Origin of the sequence: Chitinimonas viridis, from assembly GCF_030409555.1 — a bacterium.
GTDB classification, from domain to species: domain Bacteria; phylum Pseudomonadota; class Gammaproteobacteria; order Burkholderiales; family Chitinimonadaceae; genus Chitinimonas; species Chitinimonas viridis.
Genome location: NZ_JAUFPU010000019.1, coordinates 226,807 through 248,767 on the forward strand (window position 1 = coordinate 226,807; position 21,961 = coordinate 248,767).

The window sequence follows — 21,961 nt, forward strand, 5'->3', positions numbered from 1 at the left end:
CCCCATCCCCTACCCACAGCCTGTGCGCCTTACCCACGTCAAACTTGCCGGTTTCAAGAGCTTTGTCGACCCCACCGCGATACCGGTGCCGGGCCAGCTCGTAGCCGTGGTTGGCCCCAATGGTTGCGGCAAGTCCAATGTGATCGACGCCGTGCGCTGGGTGCTGGGCGAGTCCTCGGCCAAGCAACTGCGTGGCGAATCCATGCAGGATGTGATTTTCAACGGATCGACCAGCCGCAAACCGGTCAGCCGTGCCTCGGTCGAGCTGGTGTTCGACAACAGCGAGGGCAGGGCGGCGGGGGCCTGGTCGCAGTACGCCGAGATCAGCATCAAGCGGGTGCTGACACGGCAGGGCGAATCGTCCTACCACATCAATAATATCCAGTGCCGGCGCAAGGACATTGCCGACCTGTTTCTGGGTACGGGCGTAGGTACGCGTGGCTATGCGGTGATTGAGCAGGGCATGATCTCGCGCATCATCGAAGCCAGGCCAGAGGAGTTGCGTGCATTTCTGGAGGAAGCCGCCGGGGTATCCAAGTATAAGGAGCGGCGCAAGGAGACGGAAAGCCGCATTGCCGATACGCGTGAAAACCTCTCACGGGTGGACGACATAAGGCAGGAACTGGCTGGCCAGCTGGAGAAACTGGAAACCCAGGCTGGCGTGGCTGCCCAATACAACGATTATCGTCACCGGCTGACCGAGCGGCAGAACCTGCTGGCCTTGCAACGCAAGCTCGATGCTGAGCGCGACGAGGCACGTTGCCGCAGCGAAATTGCGGCCGCTCAGACAGCGTTGGAATCGCAGACCGGCAGACTGCGCGATACAGAAGCAGCTATCGAGCTGCTGCGCGAAGCGCACTATGATGCCAATGACCGCGTCAGCGAGGCGCAAACCATACTGGCAGACGCCAGTGCCACGGTGGCGCGCATGGAGCAGAAGCTGCTGCATCTGCGCGAAACCCGGCAGCGCCTGACCCAGCAACAGAACCAAGCCAAACAACGGCTGGATGAGTTGGGCCGGCAAGCTCAGGGGCTGGAGGCCGAGCGCGAGGAGTGGCGGTTCAAGCGCGACGAAGCAGTTATGGCGCAGGAAGACGTGCAGCTCAACCTGCTGGCCGAGCAAGAGGCACTGCCCAGGCTGGAGGAAGCCTACAAGACCCATGAAGCCGAACTGGCCGAGGCGCAGCTCGCCTATTCACATGCACGCCAGACCAAGCAATTGGCTGAGCAGCAGCTACAACACCTGGACCGTAGCCTGGCACAACTGCAGCAACGGCGAGACAAGCAGGAAGGCGAACTGCGCAACCTGCCCGAGCCCGATACCGAGCTGCTGGCCGAAAAACGCATGGTGCTGGAAGAGCTGGGACTGAGCCTGGAGGATGCACAGGCACGTCTGCTTGAGCTGGATACGACGCTGCACGGCGCCGAGGAGGCCCGTGGCAGTCACCGCCGCGAAGTGGAGCGACTGCGTACCGAGCGGGCGGAACTGAGTGCCCGCCATGATGCACTGGCCAAGCTGCAGGCGCAGGCGGGTGCGGACAAGGCGCTGGATGGCTGGCTGACACGGCTGGGGCTGGCCGATGCCCCCAGGGTGTTCCGCCATCTCAAAATCAGCCCAGGCTGGGAGCTGGCAGTGGAGGCAGCCCTGCGCGAGCGCATGAATGCGGTGGTCAGGGCCGGGGCCAGCATGGCGGACCGTGCGCCGGCGCGGCTGAGCTGGGTGGAGCCTGCCGGCACGATGCCTGCCGCGCCAAGCGCACTGGCAGGCGCCAACCCCCTGCTGAATCACGTCAGTACCGATCTGGCTGGGTTGCAACCAGCGTTGACTGATTGGCTGGCACAGGTATGGTGCGTGGCCAGTGATGCTGACCTGGCAACCATGCAGGCGCAACTGCCGCCAGGTGGCCTACTGATCGCGCCATCCGGCCATGCCGCCAGCCGCCATGCCATTCATTTCTACGCACCGGACAACGCCCTGGCTGGCATGCTGCAACGCGAACGGGAACTGGCTGAACTGGCTAGCAAGCTGACCCTGGCAGGCCCGGCTCTTGAGGCTGAGACGGCGGCCCTGCATGCCACCGAGCAAAAGCTGGGCGAGTTGCACGGCGAGCTCAAGCACGCCCGGACCAAGCTTGACGCGTTACGTCAGCAGCGGGGCGAGCGGCAGGTCGAGGTTGCACGGCTTAGCCAGGCGGCCGAGCAAGCGCAGAGCCGCCGTACTGCCTTGCAGGCGGAAATCGCCGAGATAGGCGAGGAAGCAGCGGAACTGGCCTTGGAGCGCGAGGAGGTCAAGCTGGAAGCGGAAACGGCCGCCAGCGAGTTGCCCGAGCATGAGCGGTCGGTGGAGCGCAGCAAGCTGGCCAGGGTGGAATCCGAAACCGCACTGGATATACAACGTGGCCGCCTGCGCCAGGCCGAGCGCCAGGCACAGGAAACCGGCTTTGCACGGCAATCGTCAGAAGCCCGGCTGGGCGAGCTGGAGCGCCGCCACGGCGACCTGGCGCGGCAGATGGAGGAAGCCAGACTAAGGCTGGAGGAAGCCAGCTTTGATCTGGAAGGTATAGACGAAGGCGAGTTCGATATTGGCTTTCAGGACGCGGTCAACCAGCGGGCCGACAAGGAGCGGACGCTGGCAGGCTTGCGCGACGCTGCCAATGCCGCCACCAATGCGCTCAAGGAAAAAGAGCTGGAAAAGCACCAGGTAGAGCAAGGCTTTGACCCGCTGCGCGACAAGGTGGGCGAGCTGCGGCTGAAGGAGCAGGAGGCGCGGCTGGCGCTGGAGCGCTTTACCCAGGAACTGGATGAGGCGGGCGCGGATGTGGCGGCCTTGCTGCCCCTGATTGGCGATGGGCTCAAGATCAATTCGCTGGTCAGTGAAATCGGCAAGCTGACCCAGGCCATCAGCGCCCTGGGTAACGTCAACCTGGCGGCACTGGACGAGCTGAACGCTGCACGCGAACGCAAGACCTATCTGGATAGCCAGGCGGCCGACCTGATAGAAGCCATGGAGACGCTGGAATCGGCCATACGCAAGATAGACCGCGAAACCCGGACCATGCTGCAAACCACCTATGACACGGTGAACAGCAACCTGCAGGAGCTCTTCCCCCTGCTGTTCGGTGGTGGTCATGCCGAGTTGATACTGACGGGCGACGAGATACTGGATGCGGGCATCCAGATCATGGCGCAACCACCCGGCAAGAAGAACGCTACCATCCACCTGCTATCGGGGGGCGAAAAGGCACTGACGGCTCTCTCGCTGGTGTTTTCGCTGTTCCGCCTCAATCCTGCCCCCTTCTGCTTGCTGGATGAGGTGGATGCACCACTGGACGATGCCAACACCGGCCGTTTCTGCCAGATGGTGAAGCGCATGGCCGAGAAAACCCAGTTCCTCTATATCAGCCATAACAGGATCACCATGGAAATGGCCGATCAACTGGTGGGCATCACCATGCAGGAGCAGGGGGTGAGCCGGGTGGTGGCGGTGGATATTCAGCAGGCGCTGGAGATGGCCACGCCTTAGATGACGGGTTTTCGCCAGTAAGCCATTGAATATATGGTTGATACGCCCCGGCATTTTCCTGTTGCGTTCACCTTGGGCCAACTACACTGGTAGTCCGACGGGAGCGCATCGTGCCTGGCATTCGATACCTTGTGTTGTTTTGCCTCTGGCCTGCCTATACACAGGCAAGCGGCCTGCTGCTGACCACCGAGGATTCACCCCCTGCGCAGATGATGCGTGAAGGGGTGTTGGCAGGGCGCTCGGTCGACAAGGTGCGCGAGATCATGCGGCGTACCGGCACCCAATACGATATGCAACTACTGCCTTGGGCCAGGGCCTACGAGTTGGCCCTGCGGCCAGGGGCGCAGGCCTGTGTGTTCAGCACTACCCGCAATGTGCAGCGCGAGGGCCAGTTCAAATGGGTAGGCCCGCTCACCAAGAGCGACTGGGTGCTGTTTGGCCAGGCAGGCCGAGATTACGGTATCAAGAGCCTGGCGGATGTACGCCGATATGTGGTGGGAACCTATAACGCCGATGTGCGCGATGCCTGGCTGAAGGAACGCGGCTTTCGGGTCGATACCGCCCCGCAGGACGAAATGAACCCGCGCAAGCTGATGGCAGGACGCATAGACCTGTGGGCCAATGATGCGGACGTGGGCCGCATCCTGTTGCAAAACCAGGGCCTGGAAACCGAAATCAGACCGGTATACACCTTCCACAGCCTGGGGCTATATCTGGCCTGCAATCCCGCTGTGCCGGACGGGCTGATCAGCCGCTTGCAGATTGCCTATGACGAGATGGCACGGGATGGCTTTAACCGGCGTATCGATGCTGAGTACGACAAATACTGAGCTTTAAGCTGAATGTGCAACAGCCTAGCAAAAGCCTGATTATTCAAGGCTGAAACTGCATGCAGGCAGGACACCCATACCGCGGCAAGCGGCAGCGCCGATCACTCAAACCCGCAAAGTCTCCATCAAGTCTGCTTCCAGCCTCACCAGGCTCTTGGGGTCGGCCAGGGCGTTGCCCGAGATGGTGAAGGTATCCTCGGCGCGCTCGCCCAGCGTCATGATCTTGGCGGAGTGGATGGCGATGGCGTGCGCGGAGAGTACACGGGCGATGCGGGAGAGCAGGCCTGGGCGGTCGCCGGCGATCAACGATAGGATGTGCAGCTTCTGCTTGTCGTCCTGCCGTATCAACACTTGCGGTGGCAGCGGGAAGTGTTTGAGCACGCGGCTGACGCGGCCGCTGAGGGGGGGCGGCAGCGGCTCGTCGCGGATGATGAGCTGGGCCAGCTCGTACTCGATATAGCCTACCAGGTCGCGGTAATCGATATCGCGGCCGTCGGCGACATGGACATAAAAGCTGTCGAGCGCATAGCCCTTGAGTGTGGTGTATATCTTAGCGTCGAAGATGCTGTAGCCGGCGCGCTCGAAGAAAGCGCAGATGCGGGCGAACAGGTCGGGACGGTCGGGGCAGTAAACCAGCACCTGCAGGCCGCCATCGGACTCGGCAGGTCGGGCCCGTATGGTGATCTCGTCGTGATCGAACCGGCCCCACAATACCCGGCCATGCCAGGCGATTTCGGGGGCGTCGTGGCGCAGGAAGTAAACCGGGTCCAGTGTTTTCCAGAACGGCAGATGGGCATCATCGCGCAGGCCATGGCGACGCATCAGGCTTTCGGCTTCGCTGCGGCGTTCGTACAGGGCGTCGTTGGCGTTGAGGGTTTCGCCGGTCAGGTAGCGGCGAGTAGCGCGGAACAGGTCCTCCAGCAGCTTGGCTTTCCAAGCGTTCCACACCTTGGGGCTGGTGCCACGGATATCGGCCACGGTCAGCAGGTAGAGCGCATTGAGGTGGCGCTCATCGCGGACGATCTGGGCAAAGGCGGCTACCGTGTCGGGGTCATACACATCCTGCTTCTGCGCCACACTGGACATGGTCAGGTGGTGCTCCACCAGCCAGGCCACCATATCGGTGTCTTCCTTACTCAGGCCGTGGCTGACGCAGAACTCGCGCGCATCGACCTTGCCCAGTTGCGAATGATCGCCGCCGCGCCCCTTGCCTATGTCGTGGAATAAAGCTGCCAGGTACAGTACTTCGGGGCGCTCGAAGGCCTCGATCAACTGAGAGCAGGCGGGGTATTCGTGGTTGAAAGCGGGCGTGGCAAAGCGGCGCAGGTTGCGCAGCACCATGAGGATATGTTCGTCCACGGTATAGACGTGGAACAGGTCGTGCTGCATGCGGCCGACTATCTTGCCGAAAGCGGGGATATAGCGGCCCAGTACGCCGTACTGGTTCATGCGGCGCATGACCCGGGTGGTGCCCCAAGGCTGCCGCATGATCTCCATGAACAGTGCCTTGTTGGCCGGGTCACGGCGGAAGGCGGCGTTGATACGGGGACGGGCGTGCCATAGCGCACGCAGGGTGTCGGCGCCGATGGCGGTGAGCTCTGGGTGCTGCTGCAGGACCAGAAAGGTTTCCAGTATGGCCGATGGGGTCTGCTCGTAAACCTCAGGATTGGCGATCTCCAGCAGGTGGCCACGAGCAACGAAGCGCTCGTTGATGGGCTGTATCTCCAACTGGGCGCGGCCATAGAGCGTGCGGCGCAGGGCCTGCAGGATCAGCGGCTGCAACTGGGCGACAATACGGGCAGACAGATAATAGACCGCCATCAGTTGCTCGCTGGCACGGGCTGCGCTGGTGTCGGCATAGCCGAAGCGCTTGGCAAGGGCGTTCTGGAAATCGAACAGGATACGGTCTTCGCGCCGACCTGCAGCCAGGTGCAGGGCAATACGGAAGGACCAGAGCATTTTCTCTGCGCGCTTGAGCTTGCGCATTTCCTGCCCAGTCAGCATGCCAGCCTTGTGCAGGCCGCTCCAGTCACTGGCAATACCGCAGGCACGCGCAAGCCACAGCAGTAGGTGCAGATCGCGCAGGCCGCCTGGTGCCTCTTTTACATTGGGTTCCAGCTTGTTGACCGAGCCCTGGTGGCGCTCATGTCTTTGCTGCTGTTCCAGCAACTTGGCCTCAAAGAAGGCCCTGGGGTCGAGCTGCTTGAAAACCTGTTCCATCAGCTCGCTGTAGGCAGCACCGGAGCCTGACAGCAGCCGGGTCTCAAGCAGCGTGGTCTGCACGGTAATGTCTCGTCTGGCCTCTTCCATGCACTCCCTGAGGGTGCGCACGCTGTGGCCAACCTCCAGGCCCAGATCCCACAGCAGGCCGATAAGGCTTTCCACCTTGTCCAGCAAAGGCTGGCTGGCACCTTCTGGCAGCAGGAACAGCAGGTCGATATCCGAGCCGGGGAAGAGTTGCCCACGACCGTAGCCACCCACGGCAATCAAGGCGGCTTGCGGGTCCATCTGCTGCTCGCGCCAGCGTTCGATCAGGAACTGATCAACCAAACGTGCATCGGCCTCCAGCAGACTGCCGGCCAGCTCTGGGTCGCAGTAGTCGGCATACAAGGCGGTACGGGCACCGTGCAGCTTGCGTTTGAGATCGGGAATGGAGAGCGGAGCGTTCATGGCAGCGATATCGGGAAGCTTGCCGCCATCTTCGCCGCTTTGGTGCGGATAGGGAACCATTTCGGGGTTTGTCATGAGCCTGTCTGCGTTAAAGCGCAGATAAGTGTGGCGCTGGCGCCCGCGCAAGCCGAGTGCCAACCCTTTGCATTAACTCGCACTACGACTCCCCCCTGAACTAGGCCCACGCCACACTTCCCATTAGATGGGGCGCTGTAGGCCAGGGTCGTTCAGCCTGTGTGCAAGAGGCTGACCAGTGCCAGGCCATCCGGTGTTTGGGACGTGCGCACTGGTTTGAAGCCCAGCTTGGCATACAAGGCCAGGGCAGGGGTATTGGCGGCTGCAGTGGAGACACGCAGCGGCTGCGCACCTACCCAATCGAGCACAGCATTGACCAGTTGCATCGCTACCCCGCGGCGCTGCACGGTAGGTGATACCACCAGGCGGCAGATCAGAATACCATCACCGTCCTCGATAAAACCGACGGCGCCCTGCAACTCGCCATCTACACGCCAACCCAGCATGGTTTCGCCACTGTCCATCAACTCAGGCAGGCCTTCCTTGAGCGGTGGCAGGTCGGGGTAGCCGATCAGTTCGGCTTCCTGGCGGTAGGCCAGGCGCTGCAGCTGCAATAGCTCGGCGGTGAGCAACGCATCCGCCAGGTCGATGGGTACTAGCATGGCTAATCCTCCAGGGCAGTCTTTTTAGCTTTGAAAGCAGCATAGACGGTGCCGGCGGCAGCCGATTTTATATTCCGGAGCTGCCTGTTTACCCTGTACTTGCTCCGGCCGGCGCCACAAATGCAAGAGACGCCGCTAAACGGCGTCTCTGTGGGGCATGCCTAGCCTGTCAGGCGGTGACTGGGGCCGCGAGCAGCACCGGCTTGGCTGGTGAACCGGCTGACTGGGTCAGCACTTCGTAGCCCGTCTCGGTCACCAGTATGGTGTGCTCCCACTGGGCAGAGATGGAGCGATCCTTGGTGACGATGGTCCAACCGTCGGGCATGGAGCGTATGTCCTTCTTACCCGCGTTGATCATGGGCTCGATGGTGAAGATCATGCCGGCCTTCAGTTCCACGCCAGTGCCCGGCTTGCCGTAGTGCAGCACCTGCGGTTCTTCATGGAACTTCTTGCCTATGCCGTGACCACAGAATTCGCGTACCACCGAGTAACCGTTCTTCTCGGCATGCCGCTGGATGGCGGCACCGATATCGCCAAGGCGGGCGCCCGGCTTGACCAGCTCTATGCCCAACCACATGCATTCGTAGGTTACCTGGCTCAGGCGGCGGGTATGGGAGGCAACGGTGCCAACCTCATACATGCGGCTGTTGTCGCCGTGGTAGCCATCCTTGATGACGGTGATATCCAGATTGACCACATCGCCGTTCTTGAGTGGCTTGTCGTTGGGTATGCCGTGGCAGATCACCTGGTTGACCGAGGTGCAGATAGCGGCCGGGTAGGGGGTATAGCCCGGCGGGCAATAGTTGAGCGGTGCCGGGATAGTGCCTTGCACATTGACCATGTATTCATGGCACAGGCGGTTCAGTTCCAACGTCGTTACGCCCGGCTTGACGAAGGGGGTGATGTAATCGAGCACTTCGCTGGCCAGCCGGCCGGCAATACGCATTTTCTCGATGTCTTCCTGAGTCTTGATGACGATGGTCATGGCAGGGCGCTGTTCATTCAAGTTCGGTTCAAAGCGAAAGGATACCGCCTGATGCGGGGTGGGGCAATTTGGAAATAATTATGTGGCTGATTTATAAGGACAATCGTTGCAAGGCCACTGCGCTGCGGCGTGTATCTGCGGCCATGAAAATGAAAAGGGGTGCCATGCACCCCTTGTTACTTCACCGTATTTGACAGGCATTGGAACGGTCTGGCAAAGCCTGCGTACCTGTCGCGGCCGGTGCGGCGCTTAGAACATGTGCTGGCCGCCGTTGATGGCGATATTGGAGCCGGTGATGAAGCCGGATTTGTCGCCGGCCAGATAAACCACCAAGTCAGCGACTTCTTCCGGCAGACCCAGGCGGTTGACCGGGATGCCGGATATGATGGCGTGACGGATTTCTTCCTTGACTGCCATGACCATCTCGGTGGCGATATAGCCTGGGCTGACGGTGTTGACCGTGACACCCTTCTTGGCGACTTCCTGTGCAAGGGCCTTGGTAAAGCCGTGCATGCCGGCCTTGGCCGCCGAGTAGTTGGTCTGGCCGAACTGGCCCTTTTGGCCGTTGATGCTGGAGATATTGATGACACGACCGAAGCTGCGGTCGGTCATGCCGTCGATGAAGGGCTTGGTGACGTTGAAGATGGAATCCAGGTCGGTACGCATGACCACATCCCAGTCCACTTTGCTCATCTTGCGGAAGGTGGTGTCCTTGGTGATGCCGGCGTTGTTGACCAGCACATCCACCGGGCCGACTTCCGCGCTGATGCGGGCGGCAAGTGCCTGGCAGGATTCATAGTCGGCCACGTCACATTGATAGGCGTGGAAGGTGTAGCCTTTTTCCTTCTGGTCGGCTAGCCATTGAACTTCCTTGCCTGGCCGGCTGTAAGTAGTGACTACGGTGTGCCCCGCGTCGGCGAGTTTCTGACAGATGGCGGTTCCGATACCGCCCATGCCGCCGGTGACGAGTGCGATTCTGGCCATGTTGGCTTTCTCCTGAGTTTGCGTGCTTGGAATGGCCGCGTTATTAGGTTTGAGGGTATGCATCGCTGCCACCCGGCTGCGGCCAGTCCCCAATATATACGAGTCGTTACGTCAGGTCTTGCAGCTACCTCCCGAAACCTCATTTTCCCAGTCGTGCAGGCCAGCTCAAGCGAATTGTGGCGCGCCCTAGCAGTTATGGCAGGCCCAAGAACTTCGTGCTTGCGTTGCCCTCACTTGTACGAACCCAGGCTTCGGGGAGCGTGCGTGCTTGCGTCACAGTTATAATCGGTTTTATCGCGCCAACCAAAGTCTGCCATGTCGCAACACGTATTCACCGCCCATATCCAGCCTGGCACACCACCATTACAGTGGTATGAGGCCGCCGCACGGCAAGAAGGTTTCCAGCGCGATGCATCGCAGGAAAACGCCATACGCCACCTGCAGCGGTTGTACGACGACCTGCTGGAATTCAAGCGCAAGCGCGACCGGCTGTTCGGCCGCAGCCTGCTGCCCTCGCCCGATGTGCCCAAGGGCTTGTATTTCTGGGGCGGGGTAGGGCGCGGCAAGAGCTTCCTCATGGATGGCTTCTTTGCCTGCCTGCCCTATAAGCGCAAGCGCAGGCTGCATTTCCATCACTTCATGCAAGAGGTGCACGATGGCCTGCGCGCGCTGAAGAACGAAACCGACCCGCTGGCTACCGTGGCCGCCAACATCGCCAGGCATACGCGGGTACTGTGCTTCGACGAATTCCATGTCTCGGATATCGCCGATGCCATGATACTGGGGCGCTTGTTCACCCACTTGTTCGACCTGGGCACTGTGCTGGTGGCCACCAGCAACTATGCACCGGACGACCTCTACCCCAATGGTCTGCAGCGCCATAACTTCCTGCCCACCATCGCCTTGCTCAAGCAGCATGTAGAGGTCGTCAATGTCGATGGTGGCAACGACTACCGCATGCGCACCCTGACCCAGGCGCGCACCTATCTCACTCCCATCACGCCCGATACCGACCGGGAGTTGGCCAGCATCTTCAGCAAGTTGGCAACGGCATCCGACCTGCCTTGCGAGATGGTGATAGAGGAGCGCAAGGTCAACGCCCTGCGCCACGCACCTGGGGTGGTGTGGTTCAGCTTCAAGGAACTGTGCGATGGCCCGCGCTCGCAAACCGATTACCTATGGCTGGCGCGGCAGTACCACACCGTGATTCTGTCTGATGTGCCCGTGCTGACCGCCAAGGAGGCATCGGCCGCACGGCGGCTGACCTGGCTGGTAGATGTTTTCTACGACTACCGGGTCAAGCTGATCATTTCGGCCCAGACCGAAGCCGAGGCTATCTACACCGAAGGCAGCTTTGCCCATGAGTTCTTCCGCACCGCCAGCCGCCTGACCGAGATGCAATCCACCGACTACCTGGCCCTGCCGCATGAGGCTGGCAAGGTAAAGGACGCCGCCATGAGCGTGGCATTGACATGAGCACGCCACCGCCAGCCACCATGCGTGCGTTACTGCAAACCGCGCCCGGTGGAGCCGATACGCTATATATGGGCACTACCGCTACACCGATACCGGCTGCCGGGCAACTACTGGTGCGTGTGCAGGCTGCCGGCGTCAACCGCGCCGATATCGTGCAACGAGAAGGGCGCTACCCGGCACCGCCCGGTGCATCGCCCATACTGGGCCTGGAGGTTGCAGGCGAAGTCGCTGCGCTGGGCGAGGGCGTTACCGGGTTTGCCCTAGGCGATGCCGTGTTCGGCCTGGTAGCAGGCGGCGGCTATGCCCAATATGCCGTGCTCGATGCCGACTGCGCCGTATTACGACCCTCCTGGCTCAGCATAGAAGCCGCCGCCAGCCTGCCGGAAGCCTGGATGACAGCTTGGCTCAACTTGGTGGTGCTCGGTGGCCTGCAGGCTGGTGAAACGGCACTGGTGCATGCAGGCGCTAGCGGCGTGGGCGCGGCGGCCATACAACTGGCCAGGCTGCTGGGCGCCAGCGCCATCGCCACGGTGGGCAGTGAAGCGAAAGCGGCTTACTGCAGCAGCCTGGGCGCTCGCCTAGCCATCAACTACCGCACGGCGGATTTTGCCGCCGAGGTCAAAGCCGCAGGTGGCGTGGAACTGATACTGGACTGCATAGGCGGTGCTTATCTGGAGGGCAATCTGGCCAGCCTGAAACCCGATGGCAGATTGGTTGTCATTGGCTTGATGGGGGGCGCAGGAGCGCAGCTCGATATCGGCCGGCTGCTGGTAAAGCGTCTATCGGTGCGCGGCTCCACGCTGCGGCCGCAGCCGCGGGCGGTAAAAGCCTGCCTGACCGCCGCGCTGCGCGACACGGTGCTACCGGCACTGGCAGCAGGCGAGGTCAAACTGACACTGGACCAGACCTTTGCCTGGGCCGATGCCGCCCAGGCACACCGCTATCTGGAAGACAACCGCAACTGTGGCAAAGTGGTATTGTGCGTCGATTGAAGCAGGCAACTCGGGAAGCAAGTATGCAATTAGCACGTTGGATAGGGCTGTTTGCCATCATAGGCAGCCTGGGTGGTTGCGCCGTCATCAGCGTGGCCGGTACGGCAGTGAGCCTCGCAGCTACCGCGGTAGAAGTGACGGCCGATGTGGCCATCGCGACTGGCAAGGGCGTGGTGAAAGCCGGTAGCTGGGCGGTAGAGGCCGCCAGCAAGGACAAGGCCGCCGAAGAGGCCGCCGCCAAAGCGGCTGCGGACGAAGCTGCGGCCAAGACTGCTGCTGAGCGCGGCAATGTGCAGGTCAAGCCTTTGCAGTAGTAGGCTTGAGGTACCACCGTAGCAGTCCCAGGCAAAGTGGTTGTGAAGGCCTAAACCCTTATACCAGTGTCGACTGGTCAAGCAATATACGCGGGAAAACGCAAGCAAACCCCAATCCGCCCCGATGCACTACTGACCGTCATCTCTCCCTGGTGCAGGCGGATGATGGAATCCACGATAGCCAGCCCCAGGCCCACGCCATCGGTGTCACGGCTGCGGGCGTCGTCGCCCCTGGCAAAGCGGGTAACCAGGTGTTGCAGTTCGGTGGGGGAGATAGGCGGGCCGGGATTGGACACCGTAACGCTGGCCGTGTCGGCGCCCGCCTCCAATGTGATGCTGATGGCGGCCTTCAGCGGGGCGTAGCGTACTGCATTGGATAGCAGGTTGGTCAGGGCGCGGCGCACCATCAGGCGGTCGCCCCATACCGTGGCCGCGCCTGTCACGGTGATGGTCTGGTGGTGCTCGGACGCGGCCAGTTCGAAAAATTCGGCCAGGCTGTCGGCCTCGGCGCGCAGATCCAGCGCCTGGCGTTGCAAGGTCAGCATGCCACGGTCTGCGCGTGCCAGAAACAGCATGTCCAGCACCATGCGCTGCATCCGTTCCAGTTCTTCCAGATTGGAGAGCAGCGCTTCGTGGTAGCTATCTGCGTCGCGCGGGCGGCTCAGGGTGACCTGGGTCTGCAGCATCAGGTTGTTCAGCGGGGTGCGCAGCTCGTGGGCAATGTCTGCGGAGAACTGCTCCAGGCTACGGAAGCTTTCGTGCAGCCGTGCCAGCATGCGGTTCAGGCTTTCGACTACGCCACGCACCTCGCCCGGCGCCCGTTCGACATCCAAAGGCGCGCCCAACTGGTCGGCCGTCAGTAGCTCGGCCTGTGCTGCAAGTTGGCTTAGCGGCGCCAGACCACGACGGGCCACGAAATAGGCCAGCAGGCCACTGCAAACAGTGCCAAGCAAGACGACCAGCAAGGCCACCATTCTGTGTGAGTGCAGTATGCGTTGCGATTCAGTTACTTCGACGGCGACATAGGCGTCAAGACTGGCGGGTTGGGGGGTAGCCCAATGGTGCGTGATGCGCCTGACCCACCAGCGCGTGCCGCTCTCTTCCAGCGTGACGATGCGCCCCTCAGGAGGGAGCGGTGCACCCTGTATCGCGCGGCGCACCACGGGCTGCGGCGGCAGCAGCCAGACGGAACCGGCGCGTAGCCCTATGCTGAGATGGGGGTGCCCCACGGTAATTTCGCGCAGCTTGCCGACATGCTCGGCCAAGGCATCAGCGCGGGGGATGGCAGCCAGCTGATGCTGTACGACTTCGGTCTTGCCATTGATCTCGGCTGTATCGCGCTCATCCAGCTGCATGCCCAGCGCGTGGTACAGGGTGTAGCCCACCAGGGCCATGATGATGGCGGACCCGGCTGAAAACAGGGTCACCAGCCGCAAGGCCAGGCTGGCTCGCCCTGGCAGGGTCATCATGGCCGCTGTTCCATGATATAGCCAAAGCCCCTGACGGTATGCAGCAAGGGGGTATCAAACGGCTCGTCTATCTTGGCACGCAGCCGCCGTATGGCGACTTCGACCACATTGGTGTCGCTATCGAAGTTCATATCCCAGACTTGCTCGGCAATCAGGGTGCGGGACAGCACTTCGCCTTTGCGCCGCAGAAAGAGCAGCAGCAGGGCATACTCCTTGGCGGTCAGGTCTATGCGCTGTCCACTGCGTTCCACCCGCCGCCGCAACAGGTGTACTTCCAGATCCGCCAACGACAACACTTCCAGCTCCTGCTGTTTGCCTCGCCGTAGCTGCACATGCACGCGTGCCAGCAGCTCAGAGAAGGCGAACGGCTTGATCAGATAGTCGTCTGCGCCCAGCTCCAGCCCCTTTACCCGGTCTTCCACCCGATCACGGGCTGTCAGAAACAGCACCGGCATGGTCTGCGCTGGGCGCAGCCGCCGCAGTACCTCCCAACCATCCAGCCCCGGCAGGCCGACATCGAGTATCACCAGGTCGTAATCGATGCTGGCGGTCTGAGGGATGACATCCAGCCCATTCCTGACCCAATCCACCAGAAGACCATTCTCACCTAGCCCTTTGACCAGGTATTCGCCAGCGTGTATCTCATCCTCAGCCAGTAATATGCGCATAGCGCCCTCCATCCAGGCTCACATCCTAAGCGTGCGACGTTGTCGGCGTCGAACATTACAAATTTGTAATCAGAATGTCAGCTTGATGACGAGCGGCGCCACCTAAAGTAAGTGGCAACTTAGCAGGAGGTGTAGATGCGGTCGCATATTGGATTGGTGGCACTTGTCGGCATGGTGGCCTTGGGGGCTGCTGCGGTAGAGCCTGTGCCCGCCGCGGCGGTTTATCAGTCGGCCTTTGATGCCTATGCACCCTGGCAGGCCCAGTTGCCGCCACCGCAATGGCAGGCAGCCAACAAGGAGATGGCTGTACTGGGCGGGCATGCCGGGCATGCCAAAGCGCAGCCAGGGCAGGCAGACATGAAGCATCACCACGCGCATCACGGCAAGAAGATGACCGATCAGCAGCAGCCTGGCGCTGCGCCGGCTGAGCACCAACACGCAGGAGGCAAGCAATGAGGCTTGCTGGTGTGGCGCAACATGCCCGCGCCAGGCAGGGCTTGGCTGCGGTGCTGGTGGCACTGCTGGCGGGCTGCGCATCGGTCTCGCCCGATGGCGCCATTGCCGATATGAAGCAATGGGTCGGTGGGGGGCACTCGGGCGCACTGAAGCTGGTGGTGAGCGAAGCCGATGAGCGCGACCGGGCCAAGGCCGTTGATGCGCTGCTGTCCAAGCCCTTGGGGGCCGACGATGCAGTGCGGCTGGCCATGCTCAATAACCGGTCGGTGCAGGCTAAGCTGGCCCAGATAGGCGTAGCCCAAGCCGAGCTGGCGCAGGCTTCGCGCCTGGAGAACCCCACACTCAGCTTCGGCAAGCTGCGTAGTGGCGATGAGGTTGAATACGAACGGGCCTTTCGCATCGATATCCTGGGTGTGTTGTTCATTCCGTGGCGTACGGCAATCGAGACACGCAAGGTAGAGCAGGAGAAACTGCGTGTGGCAGGCGACATCACCCGCATCGCGCTGGACACCCGTAAGGCCTGGGTCAATGCCGTGGCGGCGGAGCAATCGGCCCGCTATATGGCGGATGTGAACGAGGCGGCTGAGGCCAGCGCCACTCTGGCCAAGCGCATGGCCGCCGTGGGTAATTTCAGCAAGCTGGCCTATGCTCGCGAGCAGGCCTATTACGCCGAAGCCACGGCCCAATTGGCGCGCGCCAGACAGGCGGCGATAGAGGCCAGGGAGCAGTTGATACGCCTGTCAGGCCTGGCCGGCCCGGATGCCAGACGACTGGCCTTGCCAGAGCGCCTGCCCGATCTTCCGGCCAAGCCGCGCGAATTCGATACGGCTGCTCAGACTGCGGTACAGAACCGGTTGGATATCCAGATGGCCAAGCATGAAGTGAGCGGATTGGCGAGTTCGTTGGGGCTGACTCGATCCACGGGCTTCGTCAACGCACTGGAAACCTCCTACCTGCGCAACAGCACCAATGACGGGCATCGTAGCCGAGGGTATGAACTGGAGCTGCAACTGCCGTTGTTCGACTGGAGCGGCGCCAAGGTGGCGCGGGCCGAGGCTAGCTACCGCATTGCCTTTAACCGGGCAGCCGAAATCGGGATCAACGCCGAGTCGGAGTTGCGAACCAGCTATCTGGGCTATCGCAGCGCCTACGACCTAGCCAAGCACTACCGTGATGAAATCGTGCCGCTGCGTAAATCAATCTCCGAAGAAAACCTGCTGCGTTACAACGGCATGTTGATAGGCGTGTTCGAGTTGCTGGCCGACGCCAGGGAGCAGGTTGGCAGCGTGAACGCCTATGTGGAGGCATTGCGCGCCTTCTGGGAGGCCGACGCCAATCTGGAAATGGCAGCGACCGCTGGTGGCCCAACGCGCCAGCAAGCCGAAGGCCCGATAGGGATGCCGCCTGCCGGTGGCGGACACTAGTTTAGGAAGCACAGATGAGCAATCGCAGACAGTTTCTGCAACAAGCCGCCGCAGGTCTGGTTGGGGCGGCCACCGTATCGCGCGTGGGGGCGGCCAGTCTGCCGGAGGCCGCCAGCCAGGACAGCGCAGCCATGCAGCCACCGCTGCACCCGCCGAACGGGCGGCCCTATAACCCGGTTGTGACACTCAACGGCTGGACGCTGCCGTGGCGCATGCGCGACGGCTGGAAGGAGTTCCACCTAGTGGCCGAACCGGTAGTGCGGGAGATTGCACCCGGCATGAAGGCCAATCTGTGGGGTTACAACGGCCAAAGCCCTGGGCCGACCATAGAGTGCGTGGAGGGCGACAAGGTGCGGATTTTTGTCACCAATCGCCTGCCTGAACATACCACGGTGCACTGGCACGGCATTCTGCTGCCCAATGGCATGGATGGTGTGGGTGGTCTGAATCAACCTCAGATCAAGCCGGGCAAGACTTTTGTCTATGAGTTCGAGATGATCAAGTCGGGCACCTTCATGTACCACCCGCATGCGGACGAAATGACGCAGATGGCCATGGGCATGATGGGGTCGCTGGTTGTCCACCCACGTAACCCCAAGTTCATGGCAGTAGACCGCGATTTCGTGTTCTTGCTGAATGCCTACGACATTGATCCTGGCAGCTACACGCCCAAGGTCAATACCATGACCGACTTCAATCTGTGGACCTGGAACAGCCGGTCCTTCCCCGGCATTGATTCACTGGTGGCACGGACCCACGACAGAGTGCGCATCCGGGTGGGCAATCTGACCATGACCAACCACCCTATCCATCTGCATGGCGTGGACTTCGAGGTGACTTGCACCGATGGCGGCTGGGTGCCCAAATCGGCGCGCTGGCCGGAAGTGACTACCGATGTGGCGGTAGGGCAGATGCGTGCCATCGAGTTCGTGGCCAATCGGCCTGGTGATTGGGCGTTTCACTGCCATAAATCCCACCACACCATGAATGCCATGGGGCATGACGTACCCACCATGATAGGGGTGGATCATCGCGGGCTGGTCGACAAGATCAACAAGCTGGTGCCCGAGTATATGGTCATGGGTGAACGCGGCATGGCAGACATGGGTGAGATGGAAATGGCGCTGCCCGACAACACCCTGCCCATGATGACCGGCATGGGTCAGTTCGGCCCCATCGAGATGGGTGGTATGTTCACTACCTTCAAGGTCAGGGACGATATCAAGCCTGGCGACTACAAGGACCCCGGCCCCTACAAGTATCCTGCCGGCTCGGTGGCTTACGAGTGGACGGGAGAGCTGGCCGAACCGACGCGCGCCAAGGCGCCTCCTGCCGACAGCAAGACGCTCCAGGTGATCAAACCCAACGGCCACAGCGGCCATTGATTCAATAGCATTAGGAAAAAACACATGCGTAACTCACTATCCCTGTTTACCTTGGCGCTGGCTTCGCTTCTTACCGTCGGACAATCGTGGGCACATGGTGGAGCAGCCAACTCGCATGCTGATAAACATGGAATTTCGGCCGACCAGGAGGAGTTTGGCCGCCAGGGTGACCCCAAAAAGGTGAGCCGGACCATTGATATCAGCATGCACGACAACATGCGATACAACCACAGCAAGATCACGGTGCGCCAAGGCGACACCCTGCGTATTGTGCTGCACAACAAGGGCAAGATCATGCATGAGCTGGTATTGGGTACCGAGCAGAAGCTGAAGGAACACGCTGAAGTCATGAAGAAGTTCCCCAATATGGAACATGACTCGCCCTATATGGCGCACGTACCGCCCAGCAAGAAACAGGAAATCATCTGGGAGTTCAACAAGCCGGGCGAATTCATGTTCGGCTGCCTGATTCCCGGCCACTTTGAAGCTGGCATGGTTGGCCGTGTCACCGTCTTGCCGGCCAAACCCTGACACAATCGCCGCCAGCCTCTGGCAACCCTTGTATCCCCGGAAGGAACTCCGATGTTGAAGCAAGTACTCCCACTCTGTCTTTTCACGATAGCCGCCCTGGCAGCTCCGTTAAGCGCGAGCGCAGAAACTTCGGCGCCTACCGCGGCAGAACATGCAAGCCATCATGAGCAGCTGACCGAAGGCGAAATCAAGAAGATTGATGCCGACCAAAAGAAGATCACCATCAAGCATGGCGAAATCAAGAACCTGGAGATGCCACCCATGACCATGGTGTTCCGGGTGAAGGATGCCGCTTTTCTGGACCAGGTAAAACCCGGCGATAAGGTGCGCTTTAAAGTGGAAAAACTGCAGGACGGCTACACCATCATGGCAATACAGCCGGCAAGCCGATAGCGATTGCCCACTGGCGGGTGTCAGGCAGCGCCAGGCGATCAAGGATGTCGGTGTCCATGGCTGCGGTTTGCTATGCTTGTGCATGGTACGCAGCTTGTTCTGCCTACGACGGCCTTTGGCTGTGGCAGCCAAATCAAGTTGATTCAGTTGCTAGCCCACCCAGTTACATCACGGAGCATGGTCATGTCTCTTCCATTTCACCTCGGCTTGCGACATCGCCGGCATATGGTCAGCCTGATACGGTCTGACAGCGGTAGCCGTGTGAGCGATGTACTGGGCGTGGCCTACCCGCAGGACATGAATCCAAGGCTGCGGATACTGGAACAGTGGGGTATGTCGCAGGCCTCGCCGCGGCGTGCCATGCAGGCGACGGTGGACATTCCCTTGCCCCGCCGCCATCAGGTTGCACTGACTTCCCAACTGAACCCCGACATCCAGTCCAGCCTGCGTGGTGGCTTTACCGGGCAACCCATAGGCAGATTGGAGACCATGCCGGGGGTAAAGGCGCGTATGCACCTGGGTACCGAGCGCAGTCCGCTCGATAGCGGCTTGCCGCCAGGGCGCGGTGGACAGATGGCGGCGACACCTATCAAGAAACCGGGTAGGGGCACACGCTAGTGGCATATAGTGGCCTCGCTTTGTGCCAGGAGCGTGGTTGAATCGACCGAATCTGCCAGCAGCAGTGGCGCATCCAGTTGGGTGCATAGTGTCATCAAGGCTGCCAGGTCTGCCTCGGGTTCGATGGCAGTGCCATTCAGGTGCAGGCAGGAGAACTGTAGCGCCGCATCGGCGTCGCGTAGCGGTGGCACGGGTAGCGCACCAAAGCCCAACCTATCCAGCACACGCACGGAGCGCCTGTTGTCTGGCAGGACCGAGGTAAACAGGGTTTGCATGCCCATGGCCTTGGCCTGAGCGGTAAGCAGTGTGGTGGCGGGCAAGGCATGGCCCTGGCCTTGATAGTCCACACCCAGCCAGTAATGGATAAACGCCTGTCTCCCGACTGCCGACAAGCTGACAACCCCGATAAAACCATAGTGCAGATGCATGACCGCGTAGTTGTGCCTGCCCACCTCTACCGCTTGTTCGGCCAGCCAGGCATGCACGGCCGCTTCGTCCGCCAGTTCTGGCAGATCGGTGGCTTGCGCGATATGCGGGTCGCGGTACTGCCAGGCTAGCGCCGCGGCGTGGGCCTCATTCAGGCTTTCCAGCCTCAGCACGGGGCCACTGCGCACCTGGGCGGCCAATGCCTGCTGCTGGCGTAGGCGTGGGCCAATGCGGGTCTGCAGCTGCCTAGCGTCCGCATGCAAGGGGGCGTTGACCAGCACCCGGCTCAGGTACGCCATGGCCTCCTGCAGCCGCCCTGTGGCGGCTTCACATCGTGCCAGCCACAGCCAGCAATCGGCAGGATCCCGGCTCGCCGCCCGCAGGACATACTGCGCATCGCGCACCAGCCCCCATAGCTCCAGCGCCCAGCCAAAATGGGTAAACTTGCGCGCCAGATCGGCATCCGCCACTTGGGCAGCCTGCCAGCACTGCTGCAGGGCATGGCGCCATGCCAGCCAGAGCGCCTCCGGCCAAGTCTGGATACGCTGTGGCAAGTCATCGGGCATGGCGGCAAACACGGCCTGGTGATATCCAGCTGCAGCCATCAGTTCGGGAAATGCCGTCGGCGCAAGGGTTGCAGAGGCCCACTTTACCTGACGGCACAACGCGGCCACGGGCGAAGCACCGTAAGACTTGGGTGCACAGGGCGCGAGCTGGAAAGCCGGGTGGCGGGTCTTGGCATGTGCGTCCATTTGCTCGTCCTGTTCGCCTGTTATGGACTCAAATCATTGCGGGTGGTGATGGCCAGTGTAGGCAGCAAGGTAGCCTGAACCCGCAGGCCACTCCTGATTGAGTCTGCACCGCTGCCCTTGCCGCCGAGAGGGAGCTTCGCTGGTGCTCGTCGTCCTCTTGAAGTTGTCCTCATAAGTTGGTCTCGGTTTTCAAGGGTGTAAGCTCACAGCAGGCACCTACTTTTGCTCGGGGTCTAGCCCAAGCAGCTCGAATACATTCAATTGACCGCCAAATTTCATGAATACCTCGTGGTAAAGCTCAGCGGTATTCATATTGCCCCATTCCACCGCGCGCAGTATGAGGTAGGGCACTGGGCTGTGCGGTTCGCGAGCAGCCAGATAGTCGGCAATCACGGCCAGCCGGTGATAGGCATCCGCACGGCTGCGGATAGGGCCATCACCATTACCTCCCTCATCTTCACCGCCATCGTCCTCGCTACCGCCATCGCCGCCGTCGCTTCCGCCACCACCATTCTGGCTGACTGTGGCAACGGCTTCTCGCTTCTCTTCCTTGCCACGCGGGGCACTAAGGCGCACGCCCCGTTTGTAGAGTTCACCGGCGATCAAGGCCTGTATCTGCTCCAGCAGGCCGGCCAGGCCGTTAAGGCTGGGCGCTTCTTCGCCCCAAAGCTGGGTCAGCGTGGCGGCAAAGGATTCCAGCGCCTCCAGCGAATCAGCCAGCAGGCGATAGCAGGCGGTGTGCGACTCGGTAGAGGTTGCCGACAGCGCCGACTGGAACTCCTGCAGGGTCGTGCCCTCAATCTCCTGCTGGCCATGGCGGCCATGCATGGCGCGCAGCTGCTCATTGCGCTTGGCCTGCTCAAAGTCTGCCCAGCCGTAATCGCGGGCATTGCGGTTGGCATTGGTCAAAGGCAACAGGCGTATCTGGGGCAATAGCTTTTCATTGACCCAGCGCAGGATGTTGGCCCGATACTCCTGGTCGCCCTCGTCTATGCGGGGGTAAAGCGCTTCCCAATAGCGCTCGCACAGTGACTGCATCAGCAGGACGCATGCCGGTATGGCCTCAAAGCCTACCTTGGCGATCTGTGCTTCCAGCAGCCAGGCAGCCAGTTGCAGATCCTTGGTCTTGCTGACCAGCGCATGGGCGGCGATATCGCTGACCTTGTCCCAGTCTGCCTGCTTCAGCTCATACGCCCAGGCGCCCAGCGGCACACTGGCGTCATCTTCGCGGCGGGCCTCCTTGATGGCGCTGTAGACACCATTTCCGCGTACCGATTTCCCGGTAGGTTTATCCGGTTCGATGGGTAGCAGCAGCTCTTCCAGGGGTATGCCCAGCCTGTCCTGGAAAAACTGCTTGGCCTTCTGCGTAAGTTCGGGGCGCATAGGGG

19 protein-coding genes are annotated in these 21,961 nt (G+C 61.3%); 11 read left to right on the forward strand and 8 right to left on the reverse strand.

The features are described 5' to 3' along the window. The first annotated feature begins 22 nt into the window (after nt 1–22). The gene (gene smc, locus QWZ03_RS19645) at nt 23–3,523 is read left to right on the forward strand and encodes a chromosome segregation protein SMC (RefSeq protein ID WP_290334315.1); all 3,501 of its coding nucleotides are present in this window, start codon (nt 23–25) and stop codon (nt 3,521–3,523) included. 110 nt (nt 3,524–3,633) lie between these two features. Continuing rightward, nucleotides 3,634–4,353, forward strand: coding sequence for a substrate-binding periplasmic protein (locus QWZ03_RS19650; RefSeq protein WP_290334316.1), 720 nt, complete (start codon nt 3,634–3,636; stop codon nt 4,351–4,353). 105 nt (nt 4,354–4,458) lie between these two features. On the opposite strand, the gene QWZ03_RS19655 is transcribed toward QWZ03_RS19650, so the two are convergent. From QWZ03_RS19655 to phbB, 4 genes are all read right to left on the reverse strand, one after another. Next, entirely contained in the window at nt 4,459–7,098 is a 2,640-nt protein-coding gene (locus tag QWZ03_RS19655; protein ID WP_290334317.1) for a [protein-PII] uridylyltransferase, read from the reverse strand. 152 nt (nt 7,099–7,250) lie between these two features. Next, nucleotides 7,251–7,700, reverse strand: coding sequence for a GNAT family N-acetyltransferase (locus tag QWZ03_RS19660; RefSeq protein WP_290334319.1), 450 nt, complete (start codon nt 7,698–7,700; stop codon nt 7,251–7,253). Between the two features lie 169 nt (nt 7,701–7,869). Further along, nucleotides 7,870–8,685 carry a type I methionyl aminopeptidase gene (gene map / locus QWZ03_RS19665; protein WP_290334447.1) on the reverse strand — a complete coding sequence of 272 codons (816 nt, stop codon included), beginning with the start codon at nt 8,683–8,685 and terminating at the stop codon, nt 7,870–7,872. Nucleotides 8,686–8,934: 249 nt separating this feature from the next. Next, nucleotides 8,935–9,669, reverse strand: coding sequence for an acetoacetyl-CoA reductase (gene phbB, locus QWZ03_RS19670; RefSeq protein ID WP_284195975.1), 735 nt, complete (start codon nt 9,667–9,669; stop codon nt 8,935–8,937). 315 nt (nt 9,670–9,984) lie between these two features. Here phbB and zapE point away from each other — a divergent pair, with 315 nt between their 5' ends. Genes zapE through QWZ03_RS19685 form a run of 3 tightly spaced genes read left to right on the forward strand, consistent with a single transcriptional unit; the run spans nt 9,985 to nt 12,451 of the window. Continuing rightward, entirely contained in the window at nt 9,985–11,145 is a 1,161-nt protein-coding gene (zapE, locus tag QWZ03_RS19675; protein ID WP_290334320.1) for a cell division protein ZapE, read from the forward strand. Next, entirely contained in the window at nt 11,142–12,137 is a 996-nt protein-coding gene (locus tag QWZ03_RS19680) for an NAD(P)H-quinone oxidoreductase (RefSeq protein ID WP_290334321.1), read from the forward strand. The genes zapE and QWZ03_RS19680 overlap by 4 nt, the downstream gene beginning before the upstream one ends. 23 nt (nt 12,138–12,160) lie before the next feature. Beyond that, the gene (locus QWZ03_RS19685) at nt 12,161–12,451 is read left to right on the forward strand and encodes a hypothetical protein (protein ID WP_290334322.1); all 291 of its coding nucleotides are present in this window, start codon (nt 12,161–12,163) and stop codon (nt 12,449–12,451) included. Between the two features lie 77 nt (nt 12,452–12,528). On the opposite strand, the gene QWZ03_RS19690 is transcribed toward QWZ03_RS19685, so the two are convergent. Further along, on the reverse strand, nt 12,529–13,920 hold the full coding sequence (locus tag QWZ03_RS19690; protein ID WP_290334323.1) for a heavy metal sensor histidine kinase: 1,392 nt from the start codon (nt 13,918–13,920) through the stop codon (nt 12,529–12,531). Further along, nucleotides 13,917–14,588: a heavy metal response regulator transcription factor gene (locus QWZ03_RS19695; RefSeq protein ID WP_290334324.1), complete on the reverse strand. Its 672-nt coding sequence runs from the start codon at nt 14,586–14,588 to the stop codon at nt 13,917–13,919. The genes QWZ03_RS19690 and QWZ03_RS19695 overlap by 4 nt, the downstream gene beginning before the upstream one ends. Nucleotides 14,589–14,723: 135 nt before the next feature. Between QWZ03_RS19695 and QWZ03_RS19700 the strand changes: the two genes are divergently transcribed. From QWZ03_RS19700 to QWZ03_RS19725, 6 genes are all read left to right on the forward strand, one after another. Beyond that, nucleotides 14,724–15,044: a hypothetical protein gene (locus QWZ03_RS19700; RefSeq protein WP_290334326.1), complete on the forward strand. Its 321-nt coding sequence runs from the start codon at nt 14,724–14,726 to the stop codon at nt 15,042–15,044. After that, nucleotides 15,041–16,468 (forward strand): TolC family protein, encoded by a 1,428-nt coding sequence (locus tag QWZ03_RS19705; RefSeq protein WP_290334327.1) that lies wholly within the window; start codon nt 15,041–15,043, stop codon nt 16,466–16,468. Before QWZ03_RS19700 ends, QWZ03_RS19705 begins: the two co-directional genes overlap by 4 nt. Nucleotides 16,469–16,482: 14 nt before the next feature. Next, nucleotides 16,483–17,853 carry a multicopper oxidase family protein gene (locus tag QWZ03_RS19710; protein ID WP_290334328.1) on the forward strand — a complete coding sequence of 457 codons (1,371 nt, stop codon included), beginning with the start codon at nt 16,483–16,485 and terminating at the stop codon, nt 17,851–17,853. 24 nt (nt 17,854–17,877) lie between these two features. Then, nucleotides 17,878–18,384, forward strand: a complete 507-nt coding sequence (locus QWZ03_RS19715; RefSeq protein WP_290334329.1) for a cupredoxin domain-containing protein — start codon at nt 17,878–17,880, stop codon at nt 18,382–18,384. Nucleotides 18,385–18,435: 51 nt separating this feature from the next. After that, the gene (locus QWZ03_RS19720; protein ID WP_290334330.1) at nt 18,436–18,777 is read left to right on the forward strand and encodes a copper-binding protein; all 342 of its coding nucleotides are present in this window, start codon (nt 18,436–18,438) and stop codon (nt 18,775–18,777) included. Between the two features lie 183 nt (nt 18,778–18,960). Continuing rightward, entirely contained in the window at nt 18,961–19,395 is a 435-nt protein-coding gene (locus tag QWZ03_RS19725; RefSeq protein WP_290334331.1) for a hypothetical protein, read from the forward strand. On the opposite strand, the gene QWZ03_RS19730 is transcribed toward QWZ03_RS19725, so the two are convergent. Continuing rightward, nucleotides 19,392–20,573 (reverse strand): GNAT family N-acetyltransferase, encoded by a 1,182-nt coding sequence (locus QWZ03_RS19730; protein ID WP_290334332.1) that lies wholly within the window; start codon nt 20,571–20,573, stop codon nt 19,392–19,394. The two genes, QWZ03_RS19725 and QWZ03_RS19730, sit on opposite strands and share 4 nt — an antisense overlap. A gap of 216 nt (nt 20,574–20,789) precedes the next feature. Further along, entirely contained in the window at nt 20,790–21,956 is a 1,167-nt protein-coding gene (gene tssA / locus QWZ03_RS19735; protein ID WP_290334333.1) for a type VI secretion system protein TssA, read from the reverse strand. Between the last annotated feature and the right edge of the window lie 5 nt (nt 21,957–21,961).

Coding starts and splice junctions, on each gene's coding strand:
- QWZ03_RS19705 (WP_290334327.1), top strand. CDS start 15,041: ATGAGGCTTGCTGGTGTGGCGCAACATGCCCGCGCCAGGCAGGGCTTG.
- phbB (WP_284195975.1), bottom strand. CDS start 9,669: ATGGCCAGAATCGCACTCGTCACCGGCGGCATGGGCGGTATCGGAACC.
- zapE (WP_290334320.1), top strand. CDS start 9,985: ATGTCGCAACACGTATTCACCGCCCATATCCAGCCTGGCACACCACCA.
- tssA (WP_290334333.1), bottom strand. CDS start 21,956: ATGCGCCCCGAACTTACGCAGAAGGCCAAGCAGTTTTTCCAGGACAGG.
- QWZ03_RS19695 (WP_290334324.1), bottom strand. CDS start 14,588: ATGCGCATATTACTGGCTGAGGATGAGATACACGCTGGCGAATACCTG.
- QWZ03_RS19710 (WP_290334328.1), top strand. CDS start 16,483: ATGAGCAATCGCAGACAGTTTCTGCAACAAGCCGCCGCAGGTCTGGTT.
- QWZ03_RS19655 (WP_290334317.1), bottom strand. CDS start 7,098: ATGACAAACCCCGAAATGGTTCCCTATCCGCACCAAAGCGGCGAAGAT.
- QWZ03_RS19700 (WP_290334326.1), top strand. CDS start 14,724: ATGCGGTCGCATATTGGATTGGTGGCACTTGTCGGCATGGTGGCCTTG.
- map (WP_290334447.1), bottom strand. CDS start 8,685: ATGACCATCGTCATCAAGACTCAGGAAGACATCGAGAAAATGCGTATT.
- QWZ03_RS19680 (WP_290334321.1), top strand. CDS start 11,142: ATGAGCACGCCACCGCCAGCCACCATGCGTGCGTTACTGCAAACCGCG.
- QWZ03_RS19685 (WP_290334322.1), top strand. CDS start 12,161: ATGCAATTAGCACGTTGGATAGGGCTGTTTGCCATCATAGGCAGCCTG.
- QWZ03_RS19730 (WP_290334332.1), bottom strand. CDS start 20,573: ATGGACGCACATGCCAAGACCCGCCACCCGGCTTTCCAGCTCGCGCCC.
- QWZ03_RS19660 (WP_290334319.1), bottom strand. CDS start 7,700: ATGCTAGTACCCATCGACCTGGCGGATGCGTTGCTCACCGCCGAGCTA.
- QWZ03_RS19720 (WP_290334330.1), top strand. CDS start 18,436: ATGTTGAAGCAAGTACTCCCACTCTGTCTTTTCACGATAGCCGCCCTG.
- QWZ03_RS19690 (WP_290334323.1), bottom strand. CDS start 13,920: ATGATGACCCTGCCAGGGCGAGCCAGCCTGGCCTTGCGGCTGGTGACC.
- QWZ03_RS19725 (WP_290334331.1), top strand. CDS start 18,961: ATGTCTCTTCCATTTCACCTCGGCTTGCGACATCGCCGGCATATGGTC.
- QWZ03_RS19715 (WP_290334329.1), top strand. CDS start 17,878: ATGCGTAACTCACTATCCCTGTTTACCTTGGCGCTGGCTTCGCTTCTT.